General features: G+C 40.6%; 23 protein-coding genes and 1 tRNA gene. 10 read left to right on the forward strand and 14 right to left on the reverse strand.

What is annotated here, in order from left to right:
- Positions 1-541: 541 nt before the first annotated feature.
- The 13 genes from LI288_RS13050 to dnaA form a co-directional block, all read right to left on the reverse strand.
- Positions 542-1,351 (reverse strand): LicD family protein, encoded by an 810-nt coding sequence (locus LI288_RS13050; protein WP_227090833.1) that lies wholly within the window; start codon positions 1,349-1,351, stop codon positions 542-544.
- Positions 1,352-1,364: 13 nt separating this feature from the next.
- Positions 1,365-2,576, reverse strand: coding sequence for a lipopolysaccharide biosynthesis protein (locus LI288_RS13055; protein ID WP_022432599.1), 1,212 nt, complete (start codon positions 2,574-2,576; stop codon positions 1,365-1,367).
- An 81-nt stretch (positions 2,577-2,657) separates the two neighbouring features.
- A tRNA-Ser gene (locus LI288_RS13060) sits at positions 2,658-2,745 on the reverse strand.
- An 85-nt stretch (positions 2,746-2,830) separates the two neighbouring features.
- Positions 2,831-3,379: a Fe-S-containing hydro-lyase gene (locus LI288_RS13065; RefSeq protein ID WP_227090834.1), complete on the reverse strand. Its 549-nt coding sequence runs from the start codon at positions 3,377-3,379 to the stop codon at positions 2,831-2,833.
- 266 nt (positions 3,380-3,645) lie between these two features.
- Complete coding sequence (locus LI288_RS13070) at positions 3,646-4,488, reverse strand: fumarate hydratase (protein WP_227090835.1); 843 nt, start codon at positions 4,486-4,488, stop codon at positions 3,646-3,648.
- A gap of 115 nt (positions 4,489-4,603) precedes the next feature.
- Positions 4,604-5,353 (reverse strand): alpha/beta hydrolase, encoded by a 750-nt coding sequence (locus LI288_RS13075; RefSeq protein WP_022432596.1) that lies wholly within the window; start codon positions 5,351-5,353, stop codon positions 4,604-4,606.
- Positions 5,344-6,126 (reverse strand): alpha/beta hydrolase, encoded by a 783-nt coding sequence (locus tag LI288_RS13080; protein WP_022432595.1) that lies wholly within the window; start codon positions 6,124-6,126, stop codon positions 5,344-5,346. Before LI288_RS13080 ends, LI288_RS13075 begins: the two co-directional genes overlap by 10 nt.
- Positions 6,127-6,211: 85 nt before the next feature.
- The gene (gene gyrA / locus LI288_RS13085) at positions 6,212-8,722 is read right to left on the reverse strand and encodes a DNA gyrase subunit A (protein ID WP_022432594.1); all 2,511 of its coding nucleotides are present in this window, start codon (positions 8,720-8,722) and stop codon (positions 6,212-6,214) included.
- An 86-nt stretch (positions 8,723-8,808) separates the two neighbouring features.
- On the reverse strand, positions 8,809-10,731 hold the full coding sequence (gyrB, locus tag LI288_RS13090; RefSeq protein WP_022432593.1) for a DNA topoisomerase (ATP-hydrolyzing) subunit B: 1,923 nt from the start codon (positions 10,729-10,731) through the stop codon (positions 8,809-8,811).
- Between the two features lie 32 nt (positions 10,732-10,763).
- On the reverse strand, positions 10,764-11,861 hold the full coding sequence (gene recF, locus LI288_RS13095) for a DNA replication/repair protein RecF (RefSeq protein ID WP_022432592.1): 1,098 nt from the start codon (positions 11,859-11,861) through the stop codon (positions 10,764-10,766).
- A gap of 15 nt (positions 11,862-11,876) precedes the next feature.
- On the reverse strand, positions 11,877-12,086 hold the full coding sequence (locus LI288_RS13100) for an RNA-binding S4 domain-containing protein (RefSeq protein ID WP_022432591.1): 210 nt from the start codon (positions 12,084-12,086) through the stop codon (positions 11,877-11,879).
- 16 nt (positions 12,087-12,102) lie between these two features.
- Entirely contained in the window at positions 12,103-13,209 is a 1,107-nt protein-coding gene (dnaN, locus tag LI288_RS13105; RefSeq protein ID WP_022432590.1) for a DNA polymerase III subunit beta, read from the reverse strand.
- Between the two features lie 311 nt (positions 13,210-13,520).
- Positions 13,521-14,873: a chromosomal replication initiator protein DnaA gene (gene dnaA / locus LI288_RS13110; RefSeq protein WP_227090837.1), complete on the reverse strand. Its 1,353-nt coding sequence runs from the start codon at positions 14,871-14,873 to the stop codon at positions 13,521-13,523.
- 420 nt (positions 14,874-15,293) lie between these two features.
- Here dnaA and rpmH point away from each other — a divergent pair, with 420 nt between their 5' ends.
- From rpmH to rsmG, 8 genes are all read left to right on the forward strand, one after another.
- The gene (gene rpmH, locus LI288_RS13115) at positions 15,294-15,428 is read left to right on the forward strand and encodes a 50S ribosomal protein L34 (RefSeq protein WP_022432588.1); all 135 of its coding nucleotides are present in this window, start codon (positions 15,294-15,296) and stop codon (positions 15,426-15,428) included.
- A gap of 222 nt (positions 15,429-15,650) precedes the next feature.
- Positions 15,651-16,025 carry a ribonuclease P protein component gene (gene rnpA, locus LI288_RS13120; RefSeq protein WP_227090838.1) on the forward strand — a complete coding sequence of 125 codons (375 nt, stop codon included), beginning with the start codon at positions 15,651-15,653 and terminating at the stop codon, positions 16,023-16,025.
- Positions 16,006-16,248 (forward strand): membrane protein insertion efficiency factor YidD, encoded by a 243-nt coding sequence (gene yidD / locus LI288_RS13125; protein ID WP_227090840.1) that lies wholly within the window; start codon positions 16,006-16,008, stop codon positions 16,246-16,248. The genes rnpA and yidD overlap by 20 nt, the downstream gene beginning before the upstream one ends.
- A gap of 17 nt (positions 16,249-16,265) precedes the next feature.
- Positions 16,266-17,525 carry a YidC/Oxa1 family membrane protein insertase gene (locus LI288_RS13130; protein ID WP_227090842.1) on the forward strand — a complete coding sequence of 420 codons (1,260 nt, stop codon included), beginning with the start codon at positions 16,266-16,268 and terminating at the stop codon, positions 17,523-17,525.
- 30 nt (positions 17,526-17,555) lie between these two features.
- On the forward strand, positions 17,556-18,311 hold the full coding sequence (gene jag, locus LI288_RS13135) for an RNA-binding cell elongation regulator Jag/EloR (RefSeq protein WP_022432584.1): 756 nt from the start codon (positions 17,556-17,558) through the stop codon (positions 18,309-18,311).
- A gap of 67 nt (positions 18,312-18,378) precedes the next feature.
- Entirely contained in the window at positions 18,379-19,752 is a 1,374-nt protein-coding gene (gene mnmE, locus LI288_RS13140; protein WP_022432583.1) for a tRNA uridine-5-carboxymethylaminomethyl(34) synthesis GTPase MnmE, read from the forward strand.
- A 51-nt stretch (positions 19,753-19,803) separates the two neighbouring features.
- Positions 19,804-21,687 carry a tRNA uridine-5-carboxymethylaminomethyl(34) synthesis enzyme MnmG gene (gene mnmG, locus LI288_RS13145; protein ID WP_227090843.1) on the forward strand — a complete coding sequence of 628 codons (1,884 nt, stop codon included), beginning with the start codon at positions 19,804-19,806 and terminating at the stop codon, positions 21,685-21,687.
- Positions 21,688-21,722: 35 nt separating this feature from the next.
- Entirely contained in the window at positions 21,723-22,439 is a 717-nt protein-coding gene (gene rsmG / locus LI288_RS13150; protein ID WP_022432581.1) for a 16S rRNA (guanine(527)-N(7))-methyltransferase RsmG, read from the forward strand.
- 213 nt (positions 22,440-22,652) lie between these two features.
- Here the strand turns inward: rsmG and LI288_RS13155 are convergent, their stop codons facing one another.
- Positions 22,653-23,612 carry an alpha/beta fold hydrolase gene (locus tag LI288_RS13155; protein WP_022432580.1) on the reverse strand — a complete coding sequence of 320 codons (960 nt, stop codon included), beginning with the start codon at positions 23,610-23,612 and terminating at the stop codon, positions 22,653-22,655.
- A 286-nt stretch (positions 23,613-23,898) separates the two neighbouring features.
- On the opposite strand from LI288_RS13155, the gene LI288_RS13160 reads away from it, so the two are divergent.
- Together LI288_RS13160 and LI288_RS13165 are read left to right on the forward strand one after the other, a co-directional pair.
- Positions 23,899-24,918: a sensor histidine kinase gene (locus LI288_RS13160; protein ID WP_227090844.1), complete on the forward strand. Its 1,020-nt coding sequence runs from the start codon at positions 23,899-23,901 to the stop codon at positions 24,916-24,918.
- Positions 24,919-24,936: 18 nt separating this feature from the next.
- Positions 24,937-25,581 carry a response regulator gene (locus LI288_RS13165; protein WP_022432578.1) on the forward strand — a complete coding sequence of 215 codons (645 nt, stop codon included), beginning with the start codon at positions 24,937-24,939 and terminating at the stop codon, positions 25,579-25,581.
- Positions 25,582-26,023 lie beyond the last annotated feature (442 nt).

A 26,023-nucleotide genomic window follows, 5' to 3' on the forward strand; every position in this document is an offset into this window, starting at 1 on the left:
AATTGCTTACTTCCTGTCAGTTCGTAAATTGAAAATTTCAAAGAATTTTCAGGGTTGTTTTACTGTTCAGTTATCAATGTTCGTTTATCAATACCGGCTTATAAGCCGTTGTTGATTTGTTTTATTTTGTTACCGCTGTGGGCTGTTTTTGTTGCCCTCGCTCGCGGCGACTTGATTATAATATCACCAATGGGACAGGTTGTCAACATTATTTTTCAAGTTTTTTAGTTTTTTTTTGAAAGTTTTTGCATCGCCATCAAGAATCCCAGTGTTTATGCGGGTTTGCGGCATTTTATATTTACAATAAAATATCACATTTTGCAGAATTTTATTGTATTTTCTGCATTTTCTCTCTGTTTTTATCAACACTTTTCAGATGCGTATTGCATTTATGGCAGCATCTTTTTTATAACCGTACTTCCTGCAAAGCATTATCTATTACCCCGCGATATTTTTTGTTTTTACAAAAAGCAAAAAACTGCCGGAGCAGCCCCGGCAGTTTTTTCTTTTATTCTTTTTATCTATTATCTATAAGAAGTCTTTATTCTTCTAAATCTGCGTGATGTACAAAGGCATCTTTATCTTCCGGCGGTTTTCTCCAATCCCCGTAGTGTACGGTCAGTTCTTCATCATAGCCTGCCGGTACCGGGAACTTTCTTCCTTTAATGATACCGTAATCTGTGTCCTCATACAAATCCGAACGATAAAAACACGTTTCATCAATTGCATTGTTGCAGGCATAAGACCAGCCCGTTTTCTGTCCCTGATATTTAGAAGACGCCTTCTCCCACATTTTACAGACTTTCGGTGTCGTTGTAAATTTTCCTAAAAAGCGGAGTACGCCAACCTGTAATTTTTGTAGTCCGGTATATTTCTCATCTTTTAACTGGTAACGTTTTGACATGCCCAGTCCGTAAATGACCTTATACCGGAATTTCATCATTTTTCTTTTAAATTCACTGTCCGGCGCAACATCAAAAATAAAAACATCGATTCCGATTCGGTTCTGATAATTCTTATAGTAGCGGTCCTCTGCCGTTTCTTCCCTTAACGGATACCGCTCATCATAGATTCTTGGAATAAAATCGTAAAATGCAGGGCTGTAATCCTGCGGTTCAATAAAGTGCAGGTATTCCGGCAGGTGCTTTCTCATTGCCTCACAAAATGCCGGATAATCTTCACGGAACACCTTAATATCCATGTCATCATCCCACGGAATAATATCCTGTTCTCTTAATGAGCCAAGCTCCGTGCCGGAATCCAGAAACCACCGGACATTTTCTTTTTTACAAATGTCATCAATAATACATAATGTTTCAAATAACAGCTTATGCAATTCTTCTCTTTTCATCTTTTCGTACCCCTTATTTCTGACTTTGTGCCAGCGCATCTTTATATCCTAAGAACAAAGACACTGCCATTCTTAAAATACATACAACCAGTAATGCAATACAGAATGCCCACATATCTGCAAGGTAAAGCGTTACCGGAATACAGATTGCGCAGAATGCTGCTGCATATACTACATTAATATACAGCTGATACCTCGCTTTTGAAAAACGAAGCAGAATGACTGTAATTACATTTGTGACAAAATAAAAGACCTGTGCCATATTTGCAATAATAAAAAACTGCTTCACTTCATGATAATTCTGTGGATATAAAATGTATATCAGAATATGTGAGGCAATCGTACAAAGCAGCGTTCCAATCACAACTGCTGCCAGCGAAAATACAGTCACCAGATTCATAAATTTCAAATTCAAATTTCCCTTGTATTTTGCAAGGTAACCGATAATAACACTGTTAAGCGGTGTTGAAATCAATGAAACCGTCTTTCCCAACAGCGATGCGATATAATATACCGTTACCGCTGTTCCGTCAATAAATATTTTTAAAACCAGTCTGTCACCGTTAAATACGATATTGGAAATGATATCTGTGATAATTAAAACGATAACAACTTTAAAAACTTCTTTAAATGATTCTTTTGAAAATTCCGTATCCTTTTTGAAAACAGAACCTTTGGCAAAAACCATTATGAGTCCTGCGATTTCTCCCGGAATTAATGCCAATGCCCACATACCGGTTACTTTAAATAACACAATACCGATTAAATATCCGATACTGATAAAAAGGTAATATAAAAAGTAACCTTTGTAATTCAGATGCAGCCTGTACTCCACATCCGCATAAAAGCGCCACATTGTAAGAATCGTAAGAATTAAAAATGTAACCGCTTCAGTCACTGTCATCGGAACACCGCAGAACTTTACAATGATGAGCATTACCGGAATCACGATTACAGAGGATGCCATAAGAATAATATTGTAATTGATATTCCATGTATCCTTTGTCGCGCTCTCTGTCATCCGGGCATAATTACATGCACTGCCGACAGAAATAGCGATAATGTTCATAATTGATATCAGATATAAAATGTTTCCGTATTCTTCACTGCCAAGGTGGTTGTTCCACACCGGATAAACTAAAAACTGAACAACAACGTTCATTAACATTAATCCTGCAATACTCCACATGGAATCCGTCAGCAGTGCTTTAATCTTTTCTTTCATACTTATTTCCATTCTGACTTCTATTTATTTGTATAAACTGAAAATGCTACGAACCCGAAAGTCCGTAGCATTTCTAGTCAGCGGAGAAAGAGGGATTTGAACCCTCGCGCCGGTTGCCCGACCTACACCCTTAGCAGGGGCGCCTCTTCAGCCTCTTGAGTATTTCTCCAGATTCTGTTACAAATCATATAATGTGTTAAACACGATTATTAGAATACCAAAGAAATATCTGTTTGTCAATATCATTTATCAACTTATTTGCAATATTTTTTTGCAGCCTGTTCGTAAAGGTCTGTTCCTTCACTGTCAATGACCACAATAACCGGGAAATCTTCAACCTCCAGTCTGCGGATGGCTTCTGTTCCAAGGTCATCATAAGCTATGACCTCAGATGATTTTATGCGCTGTGAAAGCAGTGCCCCCGCACCGCCGATTGCCGCAAAGTAAACGGCCTTGTTCCGCACAATGGCGTCCTTGACTGCCTGGGAGCGCTTTCCCTTTCCAATCATTCCCTTTAAACCGAGATCTAACAGGGTCGGCGCATACTTATCCATTCTGCTTGCCGTTGTCGGTCCTGCCGAACCGATTGGTCGTCCCTGTCTTGCCGGTGACGGTCCCATATAATAAATCACCGTATCCTGCATCTTTATCGGCAGTTCCTTATGTTCGCCGATTGTTTCATACATTCTTTTATGCGCAGCATCTCTTGCTGTATAAATCGTTCCCGTAATATATACATAATCCCCTGCTTTTAAATCTTTAATATCAGATTCCTTCAACGGGGCAGTAATGTGCTTTTCCATATTCTTCCTCTTTTCCGCAGGCATTTTAATGCCGGAGGAACCGCGGACTGAATTTATTCAGTTCTGCGATAAATCCAGAATTGTGACGCCTGCGGCACAATTCTGTTATGCGAAAATCTTTGATTTATGGATTTTCGCATTTCTCCATTTCTAAACTTATGAACTGCTTTGTCGCGAAATGGCGATGAGAATTTCGCGCAGGCGATTTTTCATCTGCCATATAAGTAGATTTGCTTTTGTCGCGCATCAGCGTTATTTTTCATACTTTATATCGTCCGTGTCACATGGCGGTTGACGTGACAGCAGATATTAACTGCCACCGGAAGTCCCGCGATGTGTGTCGGATAGGTTTCGATGTTGACTGCCAGCGCCGTTTTGGTTCCCCCAAGTCCACCCGGTCCGATGCCTAAACGGTTGATTTTTTCAAGCATTTCTTCCTCTAAGTTTCTGACATACTCTTTTTCCGGCTTTTCATGCAGATTTCTGGTCAGTGCCTTTTTCGCTAAAAATGCACATTTTTCAAATGTACCGCCGATACCGACACCCACAACCATTGGCGGACAGGCATTCGGACCTGCATCTTTAACGGCCGTTAAAATTGCTTCTTTCACACCTTCAATGCCGTCTGCCGGTTTTAACATGAAAACACGGCTCATATTTTCACTGCCAAAGCCCTTTGGCGCAACGGTGATTTCCACTTTATCACCCGGCACGATGTCATAATGGATAACTGCCGGTGTATTGTCCTTAGTATTTTCACGGTAAATCGGGTCTTTGACAACGGATTTTCTTAAATATCCGTCAACGTATCCCTGACGCACGCCCTCATTGACCGCATCGGTAAGACCGCCGCCCGTGATATGGACTTCCTGTCCGACTTTAACAAAAACAACCGCCATACCGGTATCCTGACAAATCGGAATCATGTCTTCTCCTGCAATTTGCAGATTTTCCTGAAGCTGTCCTAAAATCTGTCTGCCAAGAGGAGATTCTTCCTCCACTGCTGCCGCATCATATACTTCTTTCATATCCTTTGACAGAAAATGATTCGCTTCAATACACATTTCCTTAATATTTTTGATAATTTCATTTACATCAACTTCCCGCATACCTTTATCCCTTTCAAAAACGCAGTGTAAGGTTTTACTGCGTGTCATTACTCACATCTTCTTTATAGCGTATACCATTTTAATTCATAAGTCAAAAGTTTTCAAAATTTTTGATTTACCAGTGCAGAAAATCCAGAAATCTTTTCAGTTCCTCGTTCCAGAACTTCCACTCATGTCCAAGCTCCGGGATTTCATCATAGGTGTAATCAAATCCGGGGTGTGCCGTAAAATAATCGCGCAGAATGTGATTTTGCATAAGCCACGGATCTTTTCCACCACACGCATGGAAAATTCGCGGCTTATCCACATTTTCAGTCAAAAGTTTCCCCGCAAGGTGGGTAAGTCCGTAGTCATTTTCGTGTAAATCGCCCTCACCAAACAACAGCAGCCTGCTTTTTTGCTTTGCAGGTGATGAAAAATCAGAGTCCGCCTTATCGCCTGCCGAAAATGCACCGACACCCGCAAATTTTTGTGGATATGATAGCGCCGTATGCAGACAGCCGTATCCGCCGTTTGAAAATCCGGCAATGTAGTTGTCCTGTCTTTCACCGGAAATACACGCAAACATGTTCCAGATAACAGACGGCAGTTCCTTTCCCACAAACGTACCAAAGGCGTCCCCGATATTCATATTGACAAAACAAGATTCATGGACATTCGGAAGCACCGCTGCAAAATGCTTTTCCTCTGCCAGTTCGACCAGCGGTGTGTGATACAGCCATGCCGTATGATCGCCGCTTCCGCCGTGATACAGCCACAGACATTTCAGTTTCTCCCCTTTTTTTAGATTTTCAGGCAGTACAACCATACAGTCAATGCCGTAACGCAGTGTAATTGAAAACAGATTGATATTCATTACCGGCATATGCTCCTCCAATCCGGTGACACAGGCACCTTATCATTTAAAATTTGAATTGTATTTTGTATACACGCATCCCAGTACGTCCAGTCATGTCCGCCAGTTTCCGTGATATAATGCACATTAAAGTTTTCCTGCTTCATCGCCTCATACAGCTTCCGGCTCATTTCAATGCGCTTATCCTGTAATCCACAGGTAATGAAAATTTCCGGAAGGTTATCCACATTTCCCGATAAATTTATGCCGGTTTTGTGTGTAAGTTCAAATAAATCTGCTGCCGCCGTGGAAAAATCCTCTTTTTCACCGAAAACCGGTTTTAAATCGAGTCCCTGCGGTCTTAAAAAACGCTCCGATATATCAAGCAGTCCCGAATAGGAAAATGCTTTTCCGTATAATTCCGGTCTTTTTAACGCCGCATGAACCGCTCCGTATCCTCCCATCGACATTCCGGCGATGAAACGGTCTTCTTTTTTTGGCGAAAGGTCAAACCACGTTTCGCATTTTTCGATGAGTTCCTCTGTCAGAAATGTAAAATAGTCTTTTCCGTAACGGTTGTTGACATAACATTTGTTGTTGCCGGACGGCATCACCACTGCAATATTTTTTCCTTCTGCGTAATCCGCAACACGGGATTTTAGCAGCCATGATGCATAATCGCCCCCTGCGCCGTGTAAAAGATACAAGGTTTTATATCCGCCACGCCCCTGCGGCATTAAGACATTTGTCATGACCGGCATTCCCAATGCCTTGGATTCAAAATTTATACTTATCCATGCCATTTTTTTCTTACTCCTGTTTAAAAATTACCGCACGAAGAAACGGCATCTTCTGATGTCCCCTCCGTGCGGCAGTTTCAATGATTGTTTATTCACTCTCTGTGTTTTCTTCGTCGTTTTCTGTTTCTATTTCTTCGCCTTTTTCATTTTCAGGCTTTTTAGAAACTTTTGCAATCGTTGCAACAGTTACATTCTCATCAAGATTAATCAGTTTGACGCCGGATGTAATTCTGCCAAGCTTTGAAATGTCTTTACATTCAATCTGGATAATCACACCTTCTGTCGTAATTAACATGACTTCACGTGTGTCATCAACTGCCTTGACACCGACTACATTTCCGGTCTTTTCACTGATCTTATAACACTTAATTCCCTTGCCGCCTCTGTGCTGGACTGTAAATTCATTCATATCCGTGATTTTACCGAGTCCCTTTTCAGAAACGATTAACAGCGAATCGCCCTGTGTATCAAGCTGCATGCCGACTACTTCATCTTCGTCTAACAGATTCATGCCGATAACGCCCATAGAACTTCTGCCGGTCTTTCTTACATCAGATTCATGGAATCGGATACACTGTCCGAGTTTTGTTACAAGCAAAATATCCTTTGTGTTATCGGTTAATTTTACTTCAATTAATTCATCGTCATCACGCAGATTAATTGCCTGAAGACCTGTCTTTCTGATATTGGCATACTCTTTTAACTGGGTCTTTTTTACAATACCCTTCTTTGTTGCCATAAACATATAATCTGAATCATTAATATGTTTTGTATCCACAGGAATCACGGCTGTAATCTGTTCTTCCGGCTGGAGCTGCAGCAGATTAATAATTGCCGTTCCTCTTGAGGTTCTGCCGGACTCCGGAATTTCGTAAGCCTTTAACTTATAGGCACGTCCCTGGTTGGTAAAGAATGTCAGGCTGTGGTGTGATGTCGTCATGAATAAATCTTCAATAAAATCATCTTCTAAGGTCTGCATTCCCTTAATGCCCTTGCCGCCTCTGTGCTGGCTCTTGAAATTATCCGGTGTCATGCGCTTGATGTATCCGAGATTGGTTCTTGCAATAATAACATCTTCATCCGGGATTAAATCTTCCATGGATAAATCGTATTCGTCAAATCCAATCTGTGTTCTTCTTTCATCGGCATATTTATCCGCAATGGCACTGATTTCTGTCTTGATGACGGTAAGGAGCTTTTTCTTGTCACTTAAAATTGCCTTGTATTCCGCAATCTTTGCAAGCAGTTCCTTTAATTCAGCTTCCAGCTTCTCTCTTTCCAGACCTGTCAGTGCACGCAGACGCATATCCACGATTGCCTGTGCCTGTGCTTCGGAAAGTCCGAATTCACTCATCAGCCCTTCCTTGGCAATCTGTACATTCTGCGAACCTCTGATAATCTGGATGACACGGTCAATATTGTCAAGCGCAATCATTAAGCCCTCTAAAATGTGGGCCCGTTCTTCAGCTTTATTTAAATCATACTGCGTTCTTCTTGTGACAACTTCTTCCTGATGCAGAAGGTAATACTTGAGCATATCGTAAAGGTTTAATACCTTTGGCTGGTTGTCAACAAGCGCCAGCATAATCACACCAAATGTATCCTGTAACTGGGTATGCTTGTACAGCTGGTTTAAAATGATGTTTGCATTGACATCACGGCGCAGTTCAATACAGATTCTCATACCGCTTCGGTCAGATTCATCACGCAGTGCCGTAATGCCGTCAATCTTTTTATCGCGAACCAGTTCCGCTATTTTCTGGATTAATTTGGCTTTGTTTACCATGTACGGAAGTTCCGTTACGATAATGCGGTGCTTTCCGTTTTCCATTGGCTCGATATTGGTCACTGCACGGACTTTAATCTTTCCGCGGCCTGTACGGTATGCTTCTTCAATGCCCATTTTACCGATAATGACACCGCCGGTCGGAAAATCCGGACCTTTGACAATCTGCAATACTTCATCAATCGACGTTTCGCGGTCTTCCTCGACTTTGTTATCAATCAGCCTGACAACGGCATCGACAACTTCACGCAGATTATGCGGCGGGATATTCGTTGCCATACCAACGGCAATACCGGACGTTCCGTTTACTAAAAGATTCGGATAACGGGACGGCAGTACAACCGGTTCTTTTTCCGTTTCATCAAAGTTTGGAATAAAATCCACGGTATTTTTATTAATATCGGCTGTCATTTCCATGGAAATGCGGCTTAAACGTGCTTCTGTATATCGCATGGCGGCGGCACCGTCACCATCGACAGAACCGAAATTACCGTGTCCGTCTACCAGCGGGTATCTTGTATTGAAATCCTGTGCCAGTTTTACCAGTGCTTCATAAATGGATGAATCTCCGTGCGGATGATATTTACCCATTGTATCACCGACAATACGCGCACATTTTCTGTGCGGCTTGTCAGGACCGTTATTTAATTCAATCATTGAGAATAAGATTCTTCGCTGTACCGGCTTTAAACCGTCCCTTACATCAGGAAGTGCACGGGAAGCGATAACGCTCATCGCATAGTCGATATAGTAATCTTCCATGGTCTGCTTCATATCCACTTCATGAATCTTATCAAAGATATGTTCGTCCATTTTCTACTCCATTCCGAGAACGCGTTTTAGAAAAAATTCATTATCACCCGGAGCGTTCTCAGTCCGTGTGACGGTACAAATTTTTATTAAATATCCAGATTCTTTACATACTTAGCATTGGCTTCAATGAATTCCCTGCGCGGCTCAACCTTATCGCCCATCAGCGTAGAGAACGTTACATCAATTTCTGATTCTGAATCCTCGTCCATGTTCACCCGTAATAAAATTCTCTTTTCCGGGTCCATGGTTGTTTCCCAGAGCTGGTCGGCATCCATTTCGCCAAGACCTTTGTAGCGCTGGACTTTGTTATTCTGGTCACGTCCGATTTCAAGCATAATCTGATTGAGTTCCTCATCACTGTATGCATACCAGACTTTTTTGTTCTTTTCAATCTTATAAAGCGGCGGCTGTGCAAGATATACGTGACCCTGCTTGATTAACTCCGGCATAAACCGGTAGAAAAAGGTAAGCAGCAGTGTTGCAATATGCGCACCGTCCACATCGGCATCGGTCATAATAATAATCTTGTGGTATCTTAATTTGCTGATATCAAAATCTTCATGAATGCCTGTACCGAATGCCGTAATCATAGCCTTGATTTCTTCGTTGCCTAAAATTCTGTCGAGTCTTGCTTTTTCAACATTTAAAATCTTGCCGCGCAGCGGAAGAATTGCCTGTGTTGCACGGCTTCTTGCCGTCTTTGCAGAACCGCCGGCAGAATCACCCTCAACGATATAGATTTCACAGTTTTTCGGGTCCCTGTCAGAGCAGTCCGCAAGTTTACCCGGAAGACTTGTATTTTCAAGCGCAGTCTTTCTTCTTGTCAGATCTCTTGCCTTTCTTGCCGCCTCTCTTGCGCGCTGTGCAAGAATGGATTTTTCACAGATAACCTTTGCAACTGCCGGATTCTGCTCTAAGAAAATCTCAAGCTGTTCACTGACAATGCTGTCAACGGCACTTCGTGCAACGGTGTTGCCAAGCTTCTGCTTTGTCTGTCCCTCAAACTGCGGGTCTTCAATCTTGACACTGACAATCGCTGTCAGACCTTCACGGATGTCATCGCCGGAAAGGCTCTGCTCACTGTCTTTTATCAGTTTATTTTTCTTTGCATAATCATTAAATGTCTTTGTCAAGGCATTTTTAAAACCGGTCAGATGCGTTCCGCCTTCCGGTGTCTTGATGTTGTTGACAAAGGAATCCACAACTTCGTTGTAACCGTCATTGTGCTGGAATGCCACTTCAACCTGCACACCGTCTTTTAGACCCTCGCAGTAAATAATCTTATCATAAAGCGCATCCTTGCTCTTGTTTAAATATTCAACAAATTCCTTGATACCGCCCTCATAGTGGAATACTCTTTCCTGTTCAATGCCTTCTCTTGCATCCTTTAACACAATTTTGATGCCTTTTGTAAGAAAAGCCATTTCACGCAGACGGCTCTTTAAAATGTTATATTCATAAACAGTTGTTTCCTGAAAAATCTCTTTATCCGGTAAGAATGTAACCTTTGTACCGGTTTCTTCCAATGGGCAGTCCCCCACAACTTTTAACGGATAACATACATTACCGCGTTCATAACGCTGGTTGTAGATGTGTCCGTCACGCTTTACATAGACTTCCATCCACTCGGATAAGGCATTTACAACGGATGCACCTACACCGTGCAGACCACCGGATACTTTATATCCCCCGCCGCCAAACTTACCGCCTGCGTGTAACATTGTATACACGACTTCAACTGCCGGTTTGCCGGTTTCGTGATTGACATCAACTGGAACGCCTCGTCCGTTATCAATAACCGTAATGGAATTATCCTGATTAATTGTGACTTCAATTGTATTGCAATATCCTGCCAAAGCCTCATCTACTGCATTATCGACAATTTCATAAACAAGGTGATGAAGCCCCCTTGATGATGTACTGCCGATATACATACCCGGTCTTTTCCGGACGGCTTCAAGACCTTTGAGAATCTGAATCTGGTCGCCACCATAATTATTCTCTGACACTGTGCATTCCTCCTTCAATGTTTTTCAGAAAACTAAATGTTATTTTCATGAATCACGGTACCGTTCTGAATCTGAAATGTTTTATGAACGGCAAACTGACTGTTTACAAATTCATCCAGCCCCGTACAGGTAATCACTGTCTGAATCTGCCCGATACTATTTAATAAAAACTGCTGCCGGTTACTGTCTAACTCTGACAGCACATCATCCAAAAGCAGCACCGGCGTATCCTTCACTACTTTTTTTACAAGTTCGATTTCCGCAAGTTTTAAAGACAGGGCGGCTGTACGCTGCTGTCCCTGCGAACCGTACTTTTTTACTTCGCTGCCGTTGATAAAAAAGATTAAATCGTCCTTATGTGGTCCAAAGCAGGTCGATTTCATCCGCAGATCCCGCTCCCGCATCTTTGTCACGGTATCTAAAAATGTTGTTTCTTCCACGCAGGGCTGATACTCAATCGTTAGTTTCTCTGTTCCGCCGGATAACTTTTCATGCAGTCCGCCGATAATTTCATTTAACTCCTGTACGAAACCGACACGCCTTTTCATGACTTCCGTTCCGTACTTCACAAGCTGCAAATCCCAGATATCCAGCGTTTCAAGCTTTTCTTCTGACGACTTAAATGACAGTTCTTTTAAAAGCTTGTTGCGCTGATTGACCACTTTATTGTAATTAATCAGATTGCTTAGGTAGATTTTATCAAGCTGGCTCAGCTCCATATCCATAAACCGGCGGCGCTCCGCCGGTCCGTTTTTAATAATACTTAAATCCTCCGGTGAAAAACAGACAATATTTAAAATTCCAAACAGCTCTACCGCCCGTTTAATCGGAATACCGTTTACGGCAATTCCCTTGCTTTTATTTTTTTTCAGATGCATATCAATCCGGTACGGCAGCCCGTTTTTTTTCACATTCAGCTTGATATGTGCTTCATCACTGCCCATCCGTATCATTTCACGGTCTTTGCTTCCTTTGTGGGAACGCGATGTTGCGCAGACATAAAGCGCCTCTAAAATATTGGTCTTTCCCTGCGCATTATCACCGTAAATAATATTAATCTGCGGGTTAAAATTCATATTTAAAATTTTATAATTTCTGTAATCTTTTAAATCTACGGACTCAATTATCACGGTTACACCTGCAAATTACTTTTCTATTCTGATTTCCTGACCGTTATAGGAAATGACTTCCCCGCCTGTCAGTTTTTTGCCGCGCTGAAGCTCAGGCCTGCCATTGACAAGAACTTCTCCGTTCTGAATGACAATCTTTGCTTCTACACCGGATTCCACAAGACCTGCTGCCTTTAATGCCTGTCCCAGTTTAATAAACTCATCTCTGATTTTTATTGTTTCCATTGTTTCTCCATTCTTACTATTCAGCCGTAAAGTTTACCGGAAGAATCAGATAAATATAACTTTCCTCTTTGTCCTTAATAAAACATGGTGCTTTCGGATTTACCAGATAAATATAAATCTGTTCATCATCTATTACCTTTAATGCATCAATTAAGAACTTCGGATTAAAGCCAATCATGATATCCTTACCGTCTTTGTTAATATCAATATCTTCGTTTAACGAACCCATGGAAGAATTGACATGAACTTCCAGTGAACCATCGGTAATGCTTAAAATAATCGGTTTCTTTTCACTTTCTTTGATTAAAAGGGTTGCTCTGTCAATAGAATCTAAAAATTCTTTTTTGTTAATGGTTACTTTGGTTTCATAATCACTGGAAAGCATCTGGTTAATTCTGAAATACTCTCCTTCAATAAGACGGGATACAACGGTGGTATTGTCAAATTCAAATAAAATGTGATTATTTGTAAAGTATATTGTAACGGCATCTTCTGCATTTGTCGATAAAATTTTACTGATTTCAGAAAGTGTCTTTCCAGGAACAACAACTTTTACATCATCTGCATGACTGGTCAATTCAATATTGCGGATTGCAATACGGTGTCCGTCAAGACCTACAACCTTTAAAATACCGTTTGCAACTTCAAAAAGTTCACCGGTCATCATTTTATTGTTGTCATTCATTGCAATAGAAAACAGTGTCTGGTTAATGGTTTCTCTTAATGTAAACTGTGATAAAGTAATAAATTTGTCTTTTTCAATAATCGGTAAATAAGAAAAATCATCCCCTGATTTACCGGCAATATTAAATTTACTCTTTTCACAGGTAATTAAAGAGGTGTAATTACTGTCTGTTTCGATGCAGATTTCATTATCCGGCAGTTTTCTGACGATTTCTGAGAAAATCTTTGCATCAATGGCAACTTTACCTTTTTCGATAATTTCACCTTCAACGATGGTTTCGATACCAAGCTCCATATCATTGGCGGTAAATTTAATTTCATTTGTAGTCGCATCGATTAAGATACATTCTAAAATGTTCATTGTTGTTTTAGCAGGAACTGCTTTCATAACAATGCCAACTGCTTTGGCAAGATTTGTTTTTGAAAAAACTAACTTCATAATTGTGTAAAACTCCTTTCAGCGAAAAAACAAAAAACAAAAATAAATATATATAAATAAAAATCCGTAGTAGTAGTAGTAGGGGCTGTGAATTTGTTGATATGTGGTGTAAGCCCTTGTTTCATGCGGGTTTGTGGTATCTAAAATCCCGGTAGATAAATCCGTTTTTGCCTGTGAAAAAATTTGGGATAACCGCAGACACAATAAAATTCCCAAATGGCCGTTGTGGACAAACAAAAAAATGTCAACATAAAATAAAGCATTTTTACACAGCTTTTCAACGGAAAAACCACAATAAATGTGGATAACTATTACGAAGGATCAATCTTCTTAATGAGAATATCCACAGTGTTCTTGGTTGTTTCATTGACGAGTACTTCTTTGGCAATCTTGTCCGCTCCGTGAATAATCGTCGTATGGTCCCTGTTTCCAAGGGCTTTGCCGATTCCCTGTAAGGCGACATTCGTCATCTGGCGGCACAGATACATCGTAATCTGTCGTGGATAAACAATGTCGGCGCTTCGTTTGGAAGAAAGAATATCCGCCGGTGAAATACCGAAGTGGTCCGCAACAATCTGGATAATCAGTTCCGGTGTGACTTCTTTTTTGGCATCCGGTGAAATCAGGTCTTTTAAAGTTTCTTCCGCAAACTCAACCGTAATCGGGCTGTGGGAAAGTGTTGCAAAAGCCGAAAGCTTGGTAAGTGCGCCTTCCAGCTCACGAATACTGGATTTAATATGGGTTGCAACATAATCCTGAACATCATCGGGAATGTTGTAGCCGCCAAGTTCGACTTTCTTCTTTAATATAGCACGTTTTGTTTCATACGTAGGAATCTGGATATCGACAGGCAGACCCATTTCAAAACGGGTACGCAGTCGTTCCGTCAGGGTTTCCATCTCTTTCGGCGGCCGGTCAGAAGAAATTACAATCTGCTTGCTGTCCTGATAGAGCGCATTAAAAGTATGGAAGAATTCTTCCTGCGTAGACTCTTTACCTATAATAAACTGAATATCGTCAATCAGTAACACATCAATATTGCGGTACTTTTTGCGGAATTCAGAGTTTTTCTGGTTCTTTACCGAATCAATCAGTTCATTGGTGAATGTTTCGGAGGTTACGTATAAAACCTTGCGTGTCGGGTCATTGGTAATAATAAAATGGGCAATCGCCTGCATCAGATGCGTCTTTCCAAGTCCAACGCCTCCGTAGATAAAAAGCGGGTTATAGACTTGTCCCGGTGTTTCGGCAACTGCAAGGGAAGCAGCGTGTGCTAAGTTATTATTTGTACCGACAACGAAGGTGTCAAAAGTATAGTTCGGATTCAGGTTCTGAAGACCGGAATTCTTCGCAGCAGAGCCGGTTGCGGCCTTTTTAATTTCCGCTGCCTTCTTATCTTTGGCTGTAATTAAGCGGACATCATATTCGTGGTTCATAATCTCACAAATCGTAATGCGAAGCATCTCCAGATATTTTTTTTCCACATAGGAAACAGCCATGTCGGGGTTCATAGAGGTACTCGACATAATCAGTGTAATGGTATCGTTTTCCACTGTATAAACTTCAATTGGCTTAATCCAGCTGTTAAAGGAAATATCCTGAAGCTCATAGCGTTCTTTAAAGGTCTGTAATATCAAATCCCAGTTCTGTTTTAAATCTTCCATATTATATCAATGCCTTTCTGGCTTTCGTTAAAGTAAATGTATTCTAATATATAATATAACAAATGTGGATTTTTAGCAAGAAGCCCATGAAAAAATAGTGGATAACTCAGTTAAAAGTGGACAAATCACAGTGCTGTTGACAACTTATAAACACGAAATATGCCCATAAATGCGCTTTTTCGTGTTTTTTTACACAGGATGTTGTAAATTTATCCCCAACTTATCCCCAATTTGTGGATAAGTTGGGGATTACTGTGTATAGCTTGTGGGTATTTGTGGAAAAGACAAAGAATACAAAAAATATCGAAAAAACACTTGACTTATAGATGTTTTATTCTTATAATTAGAAGCGATGTTTTTAAATTTGATTAGAAAATTCCTGCCATATACAATCATGGTGTGAAAAGGAGGTGCGTATAAATGAAGATGACATTTCAGCCTAAGACAAGACAGAGAGCTAAGGTTCACGGCTTCAGAGCAAGAATGAGTTCAGCAGGTGGAAGAAAAGTTTTAGCAGCAAGAAGAGCAAAAGGAAGAAAAAGACTTTCAGCTTAAGAGTTGTTTCAAGAAGGCAGATGAGTGCGGAACAAGGCATTTATCTGCCTTTTTTTACTTTTAAGATATAGTATGGAGGAGTAGTTTGAAAAATCCATAAATTTAAGCTTTTTCAAACTAAACTTTGTGCTGCAGGCGTCACAAAGTTTCCGTTATCACAGAACTGAATAAATTCAGTCCGTGTTTCCTCCGGCATTAAAATGCCTGTGGAATGGAGGAGTTATGAAATATCAGAATTTTGAAACATTAAAGAAAAACAGTGAGTTTAAGAGCGTCTATCAGGCGAAACACTCTTATGCAAACAAGTATATCATTATGTATATACTTCAGAATGGAACGGATACAAACAGACTCGGCGTATCTGTGAGTAAAAAAGTCGGGAACAGTATTGTCCGGCACAGGCTGGCAAGGCTTATACGCGAAGCATTCCGGTTAAATGTTACACAGGTAGCACCCGGATATGACATTGTGGTAATAGCAAGAGCCGGTCTGAAAGGAAAAGGTTATAAAGAAACCGAAAGTGCGATGCTCCATCTTTTAAAGCTGCATCATATTTATAATAAGGAAGAAAAAGTCCATGAAGAAAGTGATCATTAAACTAATACACTTTTACCAGAGGGCAGTTTCACCGTATAAAGGACGCAGCATGTGCATTTATTATCCGACCTGTTCCCAGTATGCCCTGGAAGCGGTCGAACAGTATGGCGCATTAAAAGGTGGATGGATGGCATTTAAAAGAATATTAAGGTGCAATCCTTTTGCAAAGGGCGGATATGATCCGGTACCCATTGTGTACAAGCCTAAAAAGGGAAGGCACTAAAAAATGGAGGTATCAGTTTGGGTTCAATTTATAATGCAATTATCAACCCGATTGCGTGGGTATTCGGTAAAATACTGGATTTCCTGTTTATGGGACTGCACGCGATTGGATTGGGAAACATTGCAATTGCAATCATTGTATTTACATTTCTGGTAAAAATCCTTATGCTTCCGCTGACTGTAAAACAGTCCAAGATGATGAAATTAAACAATATCATCATGCCGGAGGTCCGTAAAATCCAGGATAAATACAAGGATAAGAGAAACGATCAGGAAGCCATGTTAAAAATGCAGGCAGAAACAAAGGCTGTCTATGAAAAATATGGTACATCACAGATGGGCGGCTGTATCCAGATGCTGATTCAGTTCCCAATCTTAATGGCAATGTACCGTGTTATCCAGTACATTCCAATGTACGTAGGACAGTTAAAAAATCTGTTTGTCAACATTTTGACAGGAACAGACGGCGGTATTATGAATGTTTCCGGCTATGCGGATATTATGGCGGAAAACTTCAAGATGACGGGCAGAATGACAAATGTGGACTGGGGTAATATTGATTCTGCGGTAACTGCAATGAATTCATTTTCAGCAGACCAGTGGGAAACATTAAAATCTTTATTCCCGGCATATGCAGGCGTGATTGCCGAAAATCAGACAAAGATTACGGAAATGAACACATTTTTAACGATTAATGTATCACAGAATCCGACCTTCGGATTGAGTATTGCTGTATTAATTCCAATTCTTTCCGGTCTTTCACAGTACATCAGTGTAAAGGTGTCACAGGGAAATACTCAGATGGATCCGGACGATCCGACAGCGGCATCAATGAAGATGATGACACTGTTTATGCCGATTATGTCAGCATTTATCGCATTTTCTGTACCGGCAGGTCTTGGTGTATACTGGATTGCGACAGCCGTTTTCCAGACAATTTTACAGGTGCTTGTAAACCGTCATTATGATAAGATGGGTGTGGATGCGATTGTTGCAAAGAATGTAGAACGCATGAACAAGAAGCGTGCCAAGAAAGGTCTTCCGCCGGAAAAGATTGCTAAAAATGCAGTAACCAACACAAAGAAGCTTGATTCTATCGAAAAGAGCAGACAGCGTGTAGAAACACTTCAGGCAAAGAAGGAAGCCAATGACAAGAAGATGAAGGAAATTCTTTCATCGACAGAATATTATAAGTCAGCCAAACCGGGAAGCCTTGCAGAAAAGGCGGGAATGGTTGCCAGATATAATGAAAAGAACACAAAAAATACAAAGAAGTAATCAACCTGCTTAACGCAAAAGGAGGAAATTATGGATTATATTGAAATTTCAGGAAAAACAGTAGATGATGCCTTAACGGAAGCGCTTGTAAAGCTTGAAACAACAAGCGATAAAGTGGATGTGGAAGTTGTGGAAAAGGGCAGCTCCGGAATCTTAGGATTGTTTAACAAACCGGCAGTCATCCGTGTACGCAGAAAAAAGGATAAAGACATCTTAGAAGAAGATGTGGTTGCAGAAGTATTCCATGAGGAAGCAAAAAAGGAAGAACCTGCCGTGGCACCGGCAACGGAAAAGAAGCCGGAAATGACAAGAGAAGAAGTAGAATCAAGAATCAGAAACTTCCTCTCAGACCTTTTTAACGCAATGGATATGGAAGTTGCCGTAGAGATTACATTTAATGATAAGGAAGAATGTATCAATGTCGAATTAAAGGGCGGCAATATGGGCGTTTTAATCGGCAAGAGAGGTCAGACACTCGATTCTATCCAGTATCTTACAAGCCTTGTAGTTAATAAGGGAAGAGAAAAGTATGTAAGAATCAAGATGGATACAGAGGATTACAGAAACAGAAGAAAAGAAACGCTTGAATCCCTTGCAAAAAATATTGCATATAAAGTAAAGCGCAGCAGACGTCCTGTAGCTTTAGAACCGATGAATCCATATGAGAGAAGAATCATTCACTCTGCATTACAGAATGATAAATTTGTATCGACAAAGAGCGAAGGTGAAGAACCGTTCAGACATGTTGTGATTTATCTTGATAAAGAAAAAAGTGCAAACAAATAGTATGAATTTTAAAATGGCTGTGGTATGATATACTACAGCTATTTTTGATTAGAAATGGAGTGTAGTTATGGAGGATACGATTGCGGCGATTTCCACAAGCACAGTCAGCAGCGGTGGAATCAGCGTTGTAAGAATCAGCGGGGAAAATGCACTGTCAGTGGCACAACAGGTATTCCGCTCAAAAAAGAATAAAAACGTAGAGGACATGGAAAGCCACACGGTCCACTATGGCAATATTTATAACGGTGAAGAACTGATTGATGAAGTGCTGATGGTTGTCATGAAAGCACCGAATACGTATACAAGGGAAGATGTTGTGGAAATTGACTGTCACGGCGGTATTCTGGTGACGAAAAAGGTACTGGAAGCTGTGCTTTCTGCGGGAGCGCGCCTTGCAGAGCCGGGGGAATTTACAAAAAGAGCCTTTTTAAACGGAAGAATCGACTTATCGCAGGCGGAAGCGGTGATTGATGTCATTCAGTCCAAGAACGAATATGCCTTAAAATCCTCTGTCAGACAGCTCAGTGGAAAACTTTCCGAAAAAATCAAAGGACTCCGGGAGCTGGTTTTAAACAATGTTGCCTATATTGAGGCGGCATTAGACGATCCGGAACACATTTCACTGGATAACTATGTGAATAAACTATCAATCGATGTGGATAAGTGTGTGGATAATGTGGATAACTTGTTGAAAACATGTGATAACGGCAGGATTGCAAAGGAAGGTATCCGCACGGTGATTCTCGGTAAAACCAATGCAGGAAAGTCAAGTCTTCTTAATGCCCTTGCAAAGGAGGAGCGTGCCATTGTAACGGACATTGAGGGGACAACGAGGGATACGCTTGAAGAACAGATTACAATCGGCGGAATCCAGTTAAATCTTATTGATACAGCGGGTATCCGTGACACGGTGGATTTTGTGGAAAGTATCGGTGTGGAAAAAGCCAAGAAACTTGCCACGGAAGCAGATCTGGTTATTTTTGTCGTGGACAGCACGCGTACACTCGATGAAAATGATAAGGATATCATTTCACTGATACAAGACAAAAAAGTGATTACGCTGCTTAATAAATCGGATCTGACACCGGTTGTTACGCCGGAGGAAATGAAAAAGCGGCTGGACTGCTGTGTCATTCCGATTTCCGCAAAAGAAGAAACGGGACTGGATAAGCTTGAAGATGCTATAAAAGAGCTGTTCTTTTCGGGAAATCTTGAATTAAATGAGGATATTTATATTGCCAATCAGCGGCAGAAACAGTTACTCATTGAAGCAAAAGAAGCCTTTCTTTTGGTAAAAGACGGCATTGAGAGTGGCATGAGTGAGGATTTCTTAACGATTGACTTAATGACTGCTTATGAAAAATTAGGATATATTATTGGTGAAGAAGTAGAAGATGACCTTGCAGATAAGATTTTTAAAAGCTTCTGCATGGGTAAATAAAGTGAAAGTTGTGCAGTGTCTGCCGTTGCGCGGACAGGTTGGAGGAAAATTATGCCGAATATACGGGAAGAATATGATGTAATAGTAGTAGGTGCCGGACATGCAGGCTGTGAGGCGGCACTGGCAGCGGCAAGAATGGGATTAAATACCATTTGTTTTACCGTCAGCTGTGAGAGTATAGCCATGATGCCATGTAATCCGAATATCGGAGGTAGTTCAAAAGGACATCTTGTAAGGGAAATTGATGCGCTGGGCGGTGAAATGGGGAAAAATATTGATGCAACCTTTATCCAGTCTAAAATGCTTAATAAATCCAAAGGTCCTGCGGTACATTCCCTTCGTGCGCAGGCGGATAAGTCGGATTACAGCCGCCGGATGAGAAAGGTTATGGAAAATACCGAAAATCTGTTTGTCAGACAGGCGGAGGTTACGGAAATTATGGTCAAAGATGGCGTGATTCAGGGTGTAAAGACACTCTCAGGCGCGCAGTATTTTGCAAAAGCCGTTGTACTTTGTACCGGTGTATATTTAAAGGCAAAATGTATCCATGGTGATGTCAGCTATGAAACCGGTCCAAACGGCTTACAGGCAGCCAATCATCTGACGGCATCTTTAATTGAAAACGGTATTGAAGTGCGCAGATTTAAGACGGGTACACCGGCAAGAGTGGACAAGCGTTCCATTGATTTTAGTAAGATGACAGAGCAGTTTGGTGACGAGCGCGTGGTGCCGTTTTCATTTACAACTGACCCGGAAACGGTACAAAAAGAACAGGTTTCCTGCTGGCTGACATATACAAATGAAGAAACACATCAGATTATCCGTGATAACCTGGACCGTTCCCCGCTGTATTCCGGTGTGATTCACGGTACAGGACCGAGATACTGTCCGTCTATTGAGGATAAGGTCGTTCGTTTTGCAGATAAAGACCGCCATCAGGTATTTATCGAGCCGGAAGGACTTTATACAAATGAAATGTATCTGGGCGGTATGTCCAGTTCCATGCCGGAGGACGTGCAGTATGCGATGTACCGCACCGTACCGGGGTTAGAGCATGTAAAGATTGTAAGAAATGCTTATGCGATTGAATATGACTGTATCAGTGCCGTACAGTTAAAGTCTTCGCTTGAATTTAAGAAAATCCGCGGTTTATTTGCAGGCGGACAGTTTAATGGAAGTTCAGGCTATGAAGAAGCGGCGGCACAGGGGATTGTTGCAGGTATTAATGCGGCGCAGTATGTCAAGGGCAAAGAACCGTTTATCTTAGACCGCTCTGAGGCTTATATCGGCGTTTTAATTGATGACCTTGTGACAAAGGAATCTACAGAGCCGTACCGTATGATGACATCCAGGGCAGAGTATCGTCTGCTGTTACGTCAGGATAATGCGGATTTACGTCTGACAAAGCGCGGATATGAAGTTGGATTAATCAGTAAGGAGCGTTATGAGGGCGTTCTTGAAAAGGAACGGCTGATTGCAGAAGAAATTGAGCGTGTAAAGTCCGTCAATATCGGAACAGGCGGACAGGTGCAGGCACTTATGCAGCAGTACGGCAGTACGGAATTAAAGACCGGTGCGACACTTGCAGAGCTGATTAAGCGTCCGGAGCTTTCTTATCAGGCACTGGCGCCGCTTGACACACACAGACCGCAGCTGCGGGAAGATATTGCGGAACAGGTCAATATCAACCTGAAATACGAAGGCTATATTGAAAGACAGTTACGTCAGGTAGAACATTTTAAAAAGCTGGAAAAGAGAATTATCCCGGAAACGATGGACTATACGGCAATTAACGGACTGCGTGTGGAGGCAATGCAGAAGCTTGAAAAATTCCGTCCACATTCAATCGGACAGGCATCCAGAATTTCAGGCGTATCTCCGGCGGATATTTCGGTCCTTCTGGTTTATATGGAGCAGTTCAGAAGAAGAAAGTAATCATTTTTCCTCAGAAAATAAGGAGAATTATCAATATGAATTTTACAGAGCAGTTAAATGAAGTAGGCATTGTGTTAAATGATACGCAGAGAAGCCAGTTTGACAAATATTTTGAAATTTTGGTGGAATGGAATGGCTTTATGAATCTGACAGGCATTACGGAATATGAAGAAGTGCTTGTTAAGCATTTTTTAGACAGCCTTGCCGTCGGAAAATACAGTGAAAAGTTTGCGGGAAATCCTGAGCTTTCTATTATAGATGTAGGAACGGGCGCCGGATTTCCGGGACTTCCGTTAAAAATCGCTTATCCACAGGCAAAAGTGGTGCTTCTGGATTCGTTAAATAAGCGTGTAAAATTCTTAGATGAAGTGATTACGCAGCTGGGACTTACGGGTATTACGGCGGTACATGCGCGCGCAGAGGAAGGTGCAAGAAATGCAGCTTACCGGGAGCAGTTTGATATTAGTGTGTCGCGGGCTGTGGCTAACTTATCGACACTTGTGGAATACTGCCTGCCGTTTGTAAAAGCCGGTGGATATTTCATTGCGTATAAGTCCGGGGATATTGATGCGGAAGCAGAGGGCGCAAAAAGGGCGGTGTCCCTGCTTGGCGGAAGAATTGAAAGCGTGGAAAAGATGACACTGCCGGGAACAGACATTGAGCGGTCGTTTGTCTTTGTAAAAAAGGAGAAGCCGACACCGAAGAAATATCCGAGAAAAGCAGGACTGCCCTCAAAAGAGCCGTTGGGGTAAACGTACAGAAAAAAATGTGCAATTATAAGTGTAGATAGAAGTATAAAGATAAACTGGCAGATAAAGAATAAAATCAGCCGTAGCGTATGTAAAAGAACATATGTCACGGCTGTTTTTTAAGTGAATATAACGGTAAATGTCTGTAAGATGTATCTGTGCGGTACGATAACAGTGTTACCAATCTGTTATCGTACCGCACAGGCAGTATACAGATTAAATCTGGTTAATATAGATGTTTAAGGTGTTGACAAATTCCTCCGGCTGTTCAATCTGCGGAAGAACCTTTGCATTTGGAATCAGATAGGTTTCAATCGCAGGATTTAAGTCGGTATATTCTTTAATAACGGCACGCATGTCGGTGTTTTTATCGCCGGATACGATATAAATGCAGTTATCAAGCTGGCTGACAGCACGTGATATGGAGGCCGTTGTATAATGGCACTGCGTACTGGCAAAGAGGTATTTGGCAGAAGCGCCGCCTAAATGCGCTGTTTCATGGTAAGCCTTGCAGGTTTCACGCGGAATCATATTCTGATATGCAAACAGCTCGTTTGTAAATTTGCGGTTGATTTCGTGGCGGTTTACAAAAATATTGTAAAGCATTGTGCCAAGAACCGGCGTATTTAAAAGCATTTTACGGATATTGCTGTGCTTCCCCGGATTAATCATGGCATGGCGGATGCTTTCGGGGCTTACAAGAACAATCTTATCAAAAAGATATGGATTGTTGTAAGCTGCCATAATGGTAAGCGGTGCAGACTGTCCGGTGGCAGCTACGCTTACACGGCGTGCAATTACATTTACAATAAAATCATTGAGCAGCTGGGTATACATATAGGCGGTGTAGGTAATATTCGGTTTGTCAGAATAGCCGCAGCCCAGCAGGTCAATGGTGTATACGGTGTGTTTTTTGGCGAGCGCTTTTACAACACGCTTCCATTCATAAGACGAACTTTCCGGTTTTAAATCGTGAATTAAAAGGAGCGGTGAACCCTTACCACAGACGGTGTAGGCAACATTTCCCAATCTCCATTTGTATTTTAAAATTGACTTGTTTTCGGTAATCTTATCTGAAACAGCAGCCTGAAAAATGCACTGGTTTATAATATGTGCGGTTGTAAAAGCTGCGGTCCCCATTCCGGCAGCAAGACCTAATTTTTTCCATTTATTCATAGCTATCTCCATTCCGCTGCATAGCAGCAATCGTTATAAAATAACGGGTAACCCGTCCCAATATTATTATCTCCTATTATAATGGAAAAAGGCTGAACTATCAATGATAAATGCACGAACACAAAAGAAATGAAAAAAACATTTTCAGGGATTAAAATAATCTAGTAGAAAAGTACTTTAAATATTCCACAAAATAGAGTATTATATATAGTAAAAGCATTAATACGTGATAAAATATAATATATATTAAATATAAAAAATATTCATGTACTATAAGGGGACAACGATGGATGAAATACAAAAATATCTGACGGAAGAATTACAGTCTGCAAAAGAAGAAAAAGAGAACCTGGAAGAGCAGATTCATAAGATTGAAATTGAGACAGAGCTGATTTGTCAGGCAATAGATAAAATTGTAATGAATCAGGATGCAACAAGCCTGGTATTTATGTCAGAGGAAGAATTTCAGGGATTTGACGGGACAGAGATAAAAAAGCTGAGTCAGAAAAAGACAGCTCTTGCAGAAGAAAAGCTACGGCTTCAGCAGACTGTTTCCCAGACAGCACGCCGGATTGCAAAGCTGGAGCGGCTGCTGAAACAAAGCACTGGAAAGTTGAAAGAAGATTCGACCGGGGCTAAAAAGGTTTATAATACATATGAAGTAATATATATGCAGGAGGCTGACCGTCAGAGAATTGCCAGAGATATTCATGATACCGTTGTCCAGGGGCTGACTGCTTTAATACATAAAAATGAATTTGTGGGAAAGATTTTTGAAACAGATAAGCAGCGGGCACAGTTGGAATTGAAAAAGAATAATAACGTTATCCGGGATTCCATTAACGAACTGCGCAATATTATATTTGATCTTCGACCCATGTCTTTAGATGATCTTGGATTTGAAAAAACATTTTATACAGCAATTGAAAAAATAAAAGGAACAACACAGATGGTTGTGAAAGCTGATTATCTGTGCGATACTGATTCAATGAATCCGATTATCGGAATTACGGTTATCCGGATAATACAGGAATTATGCAGCAATTCTATTAAATATTCAAAGGGAACAAAAATCCAGGTTACGATAAAGCAGGATAAGCAGAATGAACTGCTCATTTTGTATTCAGATAATGGAGAAGGATATGATTTGAACAAACCGACGGATTGTACAAAAAACAATACCGGATTTGGATTGAATATGATGCGGGAGAGGATTGCACTGTTACAGGGAAAAATGGAAGTGTGTTACAAAGACGGAGAACTTTCTTATACAATCCGGATTCCTTTAGATACACAGAAAATATGAAACTGGGAGGAATTATAAATGTCTGTTAATATATTATTAGCTGATGACCATTTGATGGTGCGGGAAGGATTAAAACAAGTATTGGAATTAGATCATGATATTGATGTAATCAGTGAGGCAAGCGATGGATATGAATGCCTGAATCTGATTAATAAGACACACCCGGATGTAGTGCTGCTTGATATTAATATGCCAAACCTTGACGGCTTACAGGTATTGTCGATTATGAAACAGCAGAAAATGAAAAGTAAGGTGATTATGCTTACGATTCATAAGGATGTAGATTATCTGATTGAGGCATTGGATGCCGGATGTGACGGTTACGTTTTAAAAGATTCAGATTCGGAAACATTGAAAAAAGCAATTTTTGATGTATATAATGGAGAAACATTTATTGAACCAAGCTTAACAGTATTGCTTAATTCAAGTCTGGCAGAGCGTGATGTAATGAAAGACAAACTCAGTGAACTGACAAAACGTGAAGTTGAAGTTTTGAAATTAATTGCAAGTGGAATGTTTAATAAAGAAATTGCATCTACCCTTTGTATCAGTGAACGGACAGTTAAAAATCATGTATCAAATATCTTTAAAAAGATAGAGGTATCAGACAGAACACAGGCAGCTGTATTTGCAATAAAAAATAATCTGGTTGATATTAAATAGCTCTCGTAAAAACAGCTTTTATAAAAGAAAATAATTGCTATTGTGTGATTGCAAATATGTCGATAGATAAATAATAAATAAAATGATGGAGAATGGTATAAAGGAAATGAGTCTTTGTACCATTTTTTATTTTGCAGAAAAACAGATATGCAATATTTATATCTGAGAAAATACTTCTAAAAAAATGCAACGGTTATACAATGGTTTGGTTTTTGCAGGTGCTTTAAAATTTGAATGAAACAGGCAGCAAATTAAAATTACATTAAGCAATAAGCAAAATTAAATAAAAAAGTGTTTCACGTGAAACATTGTAGTTTTTTATAGAAATCAAGTGAAAACAAAGAAAAAATGAAATTAAATAAAATGGGAAAATTCTATAGATATCTAATATAAAAAATGCTATAATATTTACGGTGTGTCTGGGTCAAAAGTTATTCATGTA

Origin of the sequence: Lachnospira pectinoschiza, assembly GCF_020564355.1 — a bacterium.
Classification (GTDB): Bacteria; Bacillota; Clostridia; order Lachnospirales; family Lachnospiraceae; genus Lachnospira; species Lachnospira intestinalis.

Excerpts from the sequence above, each read along its gene's own strand:
- jag (WP_022432584.1), top strand. The coding sequence starts at position 17,556 with ATGGATTATATTGAAATTTCAGGAAAAACAGTAGATGATGCCTTAACG.
- LI288_RS13070 (WP_227090835.1), bottom strand. The coding sequence starts at position 4,488 with ATGCGGGAAGTTGATGTAAATGAAATTATCAAAAATATTAAGGAAATG.
- LI288_RS13065 (WP_227090834.1), bottom strand. The coding sequence starts at position 3,379 with ATGGAAAAGCACATTACTGCCCCGTTGAAGGAATCTGATATTAAAGAT.
- gyrA (WP_022432594.1), bottom strand. The coding sequence starts at position 8,722 with ATGGACGAACATATCTTTGATAAGATTCATGAAGTGGATATGAAGCAG.
- rsmG (WP_022432581.1), top strand. The coding sequence starts at position 21,723 with ATGAATTTTACAGAGCAGTTAAATGAAGTAGGCATTGTGTTAAATGAT.
- dnaN (WP_022432590.1), bottom strand. The coding sequence starts at position 13,209 with ATGAAGTTAGTTTTTTCAAAAACAAATCTTGCCAAAGCAGTTGGCATT.
- LI288_RS13080 (WP_022432595.1), bottom strand. The coding sequence starts at position 6,126 with ATGGCATGGATAAGTATAAATTTTGAATCCAAGGCATTGGGAATGCCG.
- LI288_RS13160 (WP_227090844.1), top strand. The coding sequence starts at position 23,899 with ATGGATGAAATACAAAAATATCTGACGGAAGAATTACAGTCTGCAAAA.
- mnmG (WP_227090843.1), top strand. The coding sequence starts at position 19,804 with ATGCCGAATATACGGGAAGAATATGATGTAATAGTAGTAGGTGCCGGA.
- dnaA (WP_227090837.1), bottom strand. The coding sequence starts at position 14,873 with ATGGAAGATTTAAAACAGAACTGGGATTTGATATTACAGACCTTTAAA.
- LI288_RS13165 (WP_022432578.1), top strand. The coding sequence starts at position 24,937 with ATGTCTGTTAATATATTATTAGCTGATGACCATTTGATGGTGCGGGAA.
- LI288_RS13075 (WP_022432596.1), bottom strand. The coding sequence starts at position 5,353 with ATGCCGGTAATGAATATCAATCTGTTTTCAATTACACTGCGTTACGGC.
- LI288_RS13155 (WP_022432580.1), bottom strand. The coding sequence starts at position 23,612 with ATGAATAAATGGAAAAAATTAGGTCTTGCTGCCGGAATGGGGACCGCA.
- LI288_RS13050 (WP_227090833.1), bottom strand. The coding sequence starts at position 1,351 with ATGAAAAGAGAAGAATTGCATAAGCTGTTATTTGAAACATTATGTATT.
- mnmE (WP_022432583.1), top strand. The coding sequence starts at position 18,379 with ATGGAGGATACGATTGCGGCGATTTCCACAAGCACAGTCAGCAGCGGT.
- rpmH (WP_022432588.1), top strand. The coding sequence starts at position 15,294 with ATGAAGATGACATTTCAGCCTAAGACAAGACAGAGAGCTAAGGTTCAC.
- yidD (WP_227090840.1), top strand. The coding sequence starts at position 16,006 with ATGAAGAAAGTGATCATTAAACTAATACACTTTTACCAGAGGGCAGTT.
- rnpA (WP_227090838.1), top strand. The coding sequence starts at position 15,651 with ATGAAATATCAGAATTTTGAAACATTAAAGAAAAACAGTGAGTTTAAG.
- LI288_RS13100 (WP_022432591.1), bottom strand. The coding sequence starts at position 12,086 with ATGGAAACAATAAAAATCAGAGATGAGTTTATTAAACTGGGACAGGCA.
- LI288_RS13055 (WP_022432599.1), bottom strand. The coding sequence starts at position 2,576 with ATGAAAGAAAAGATTAAAGCACTGCTGACGGATTCCATGTGGAGTATT.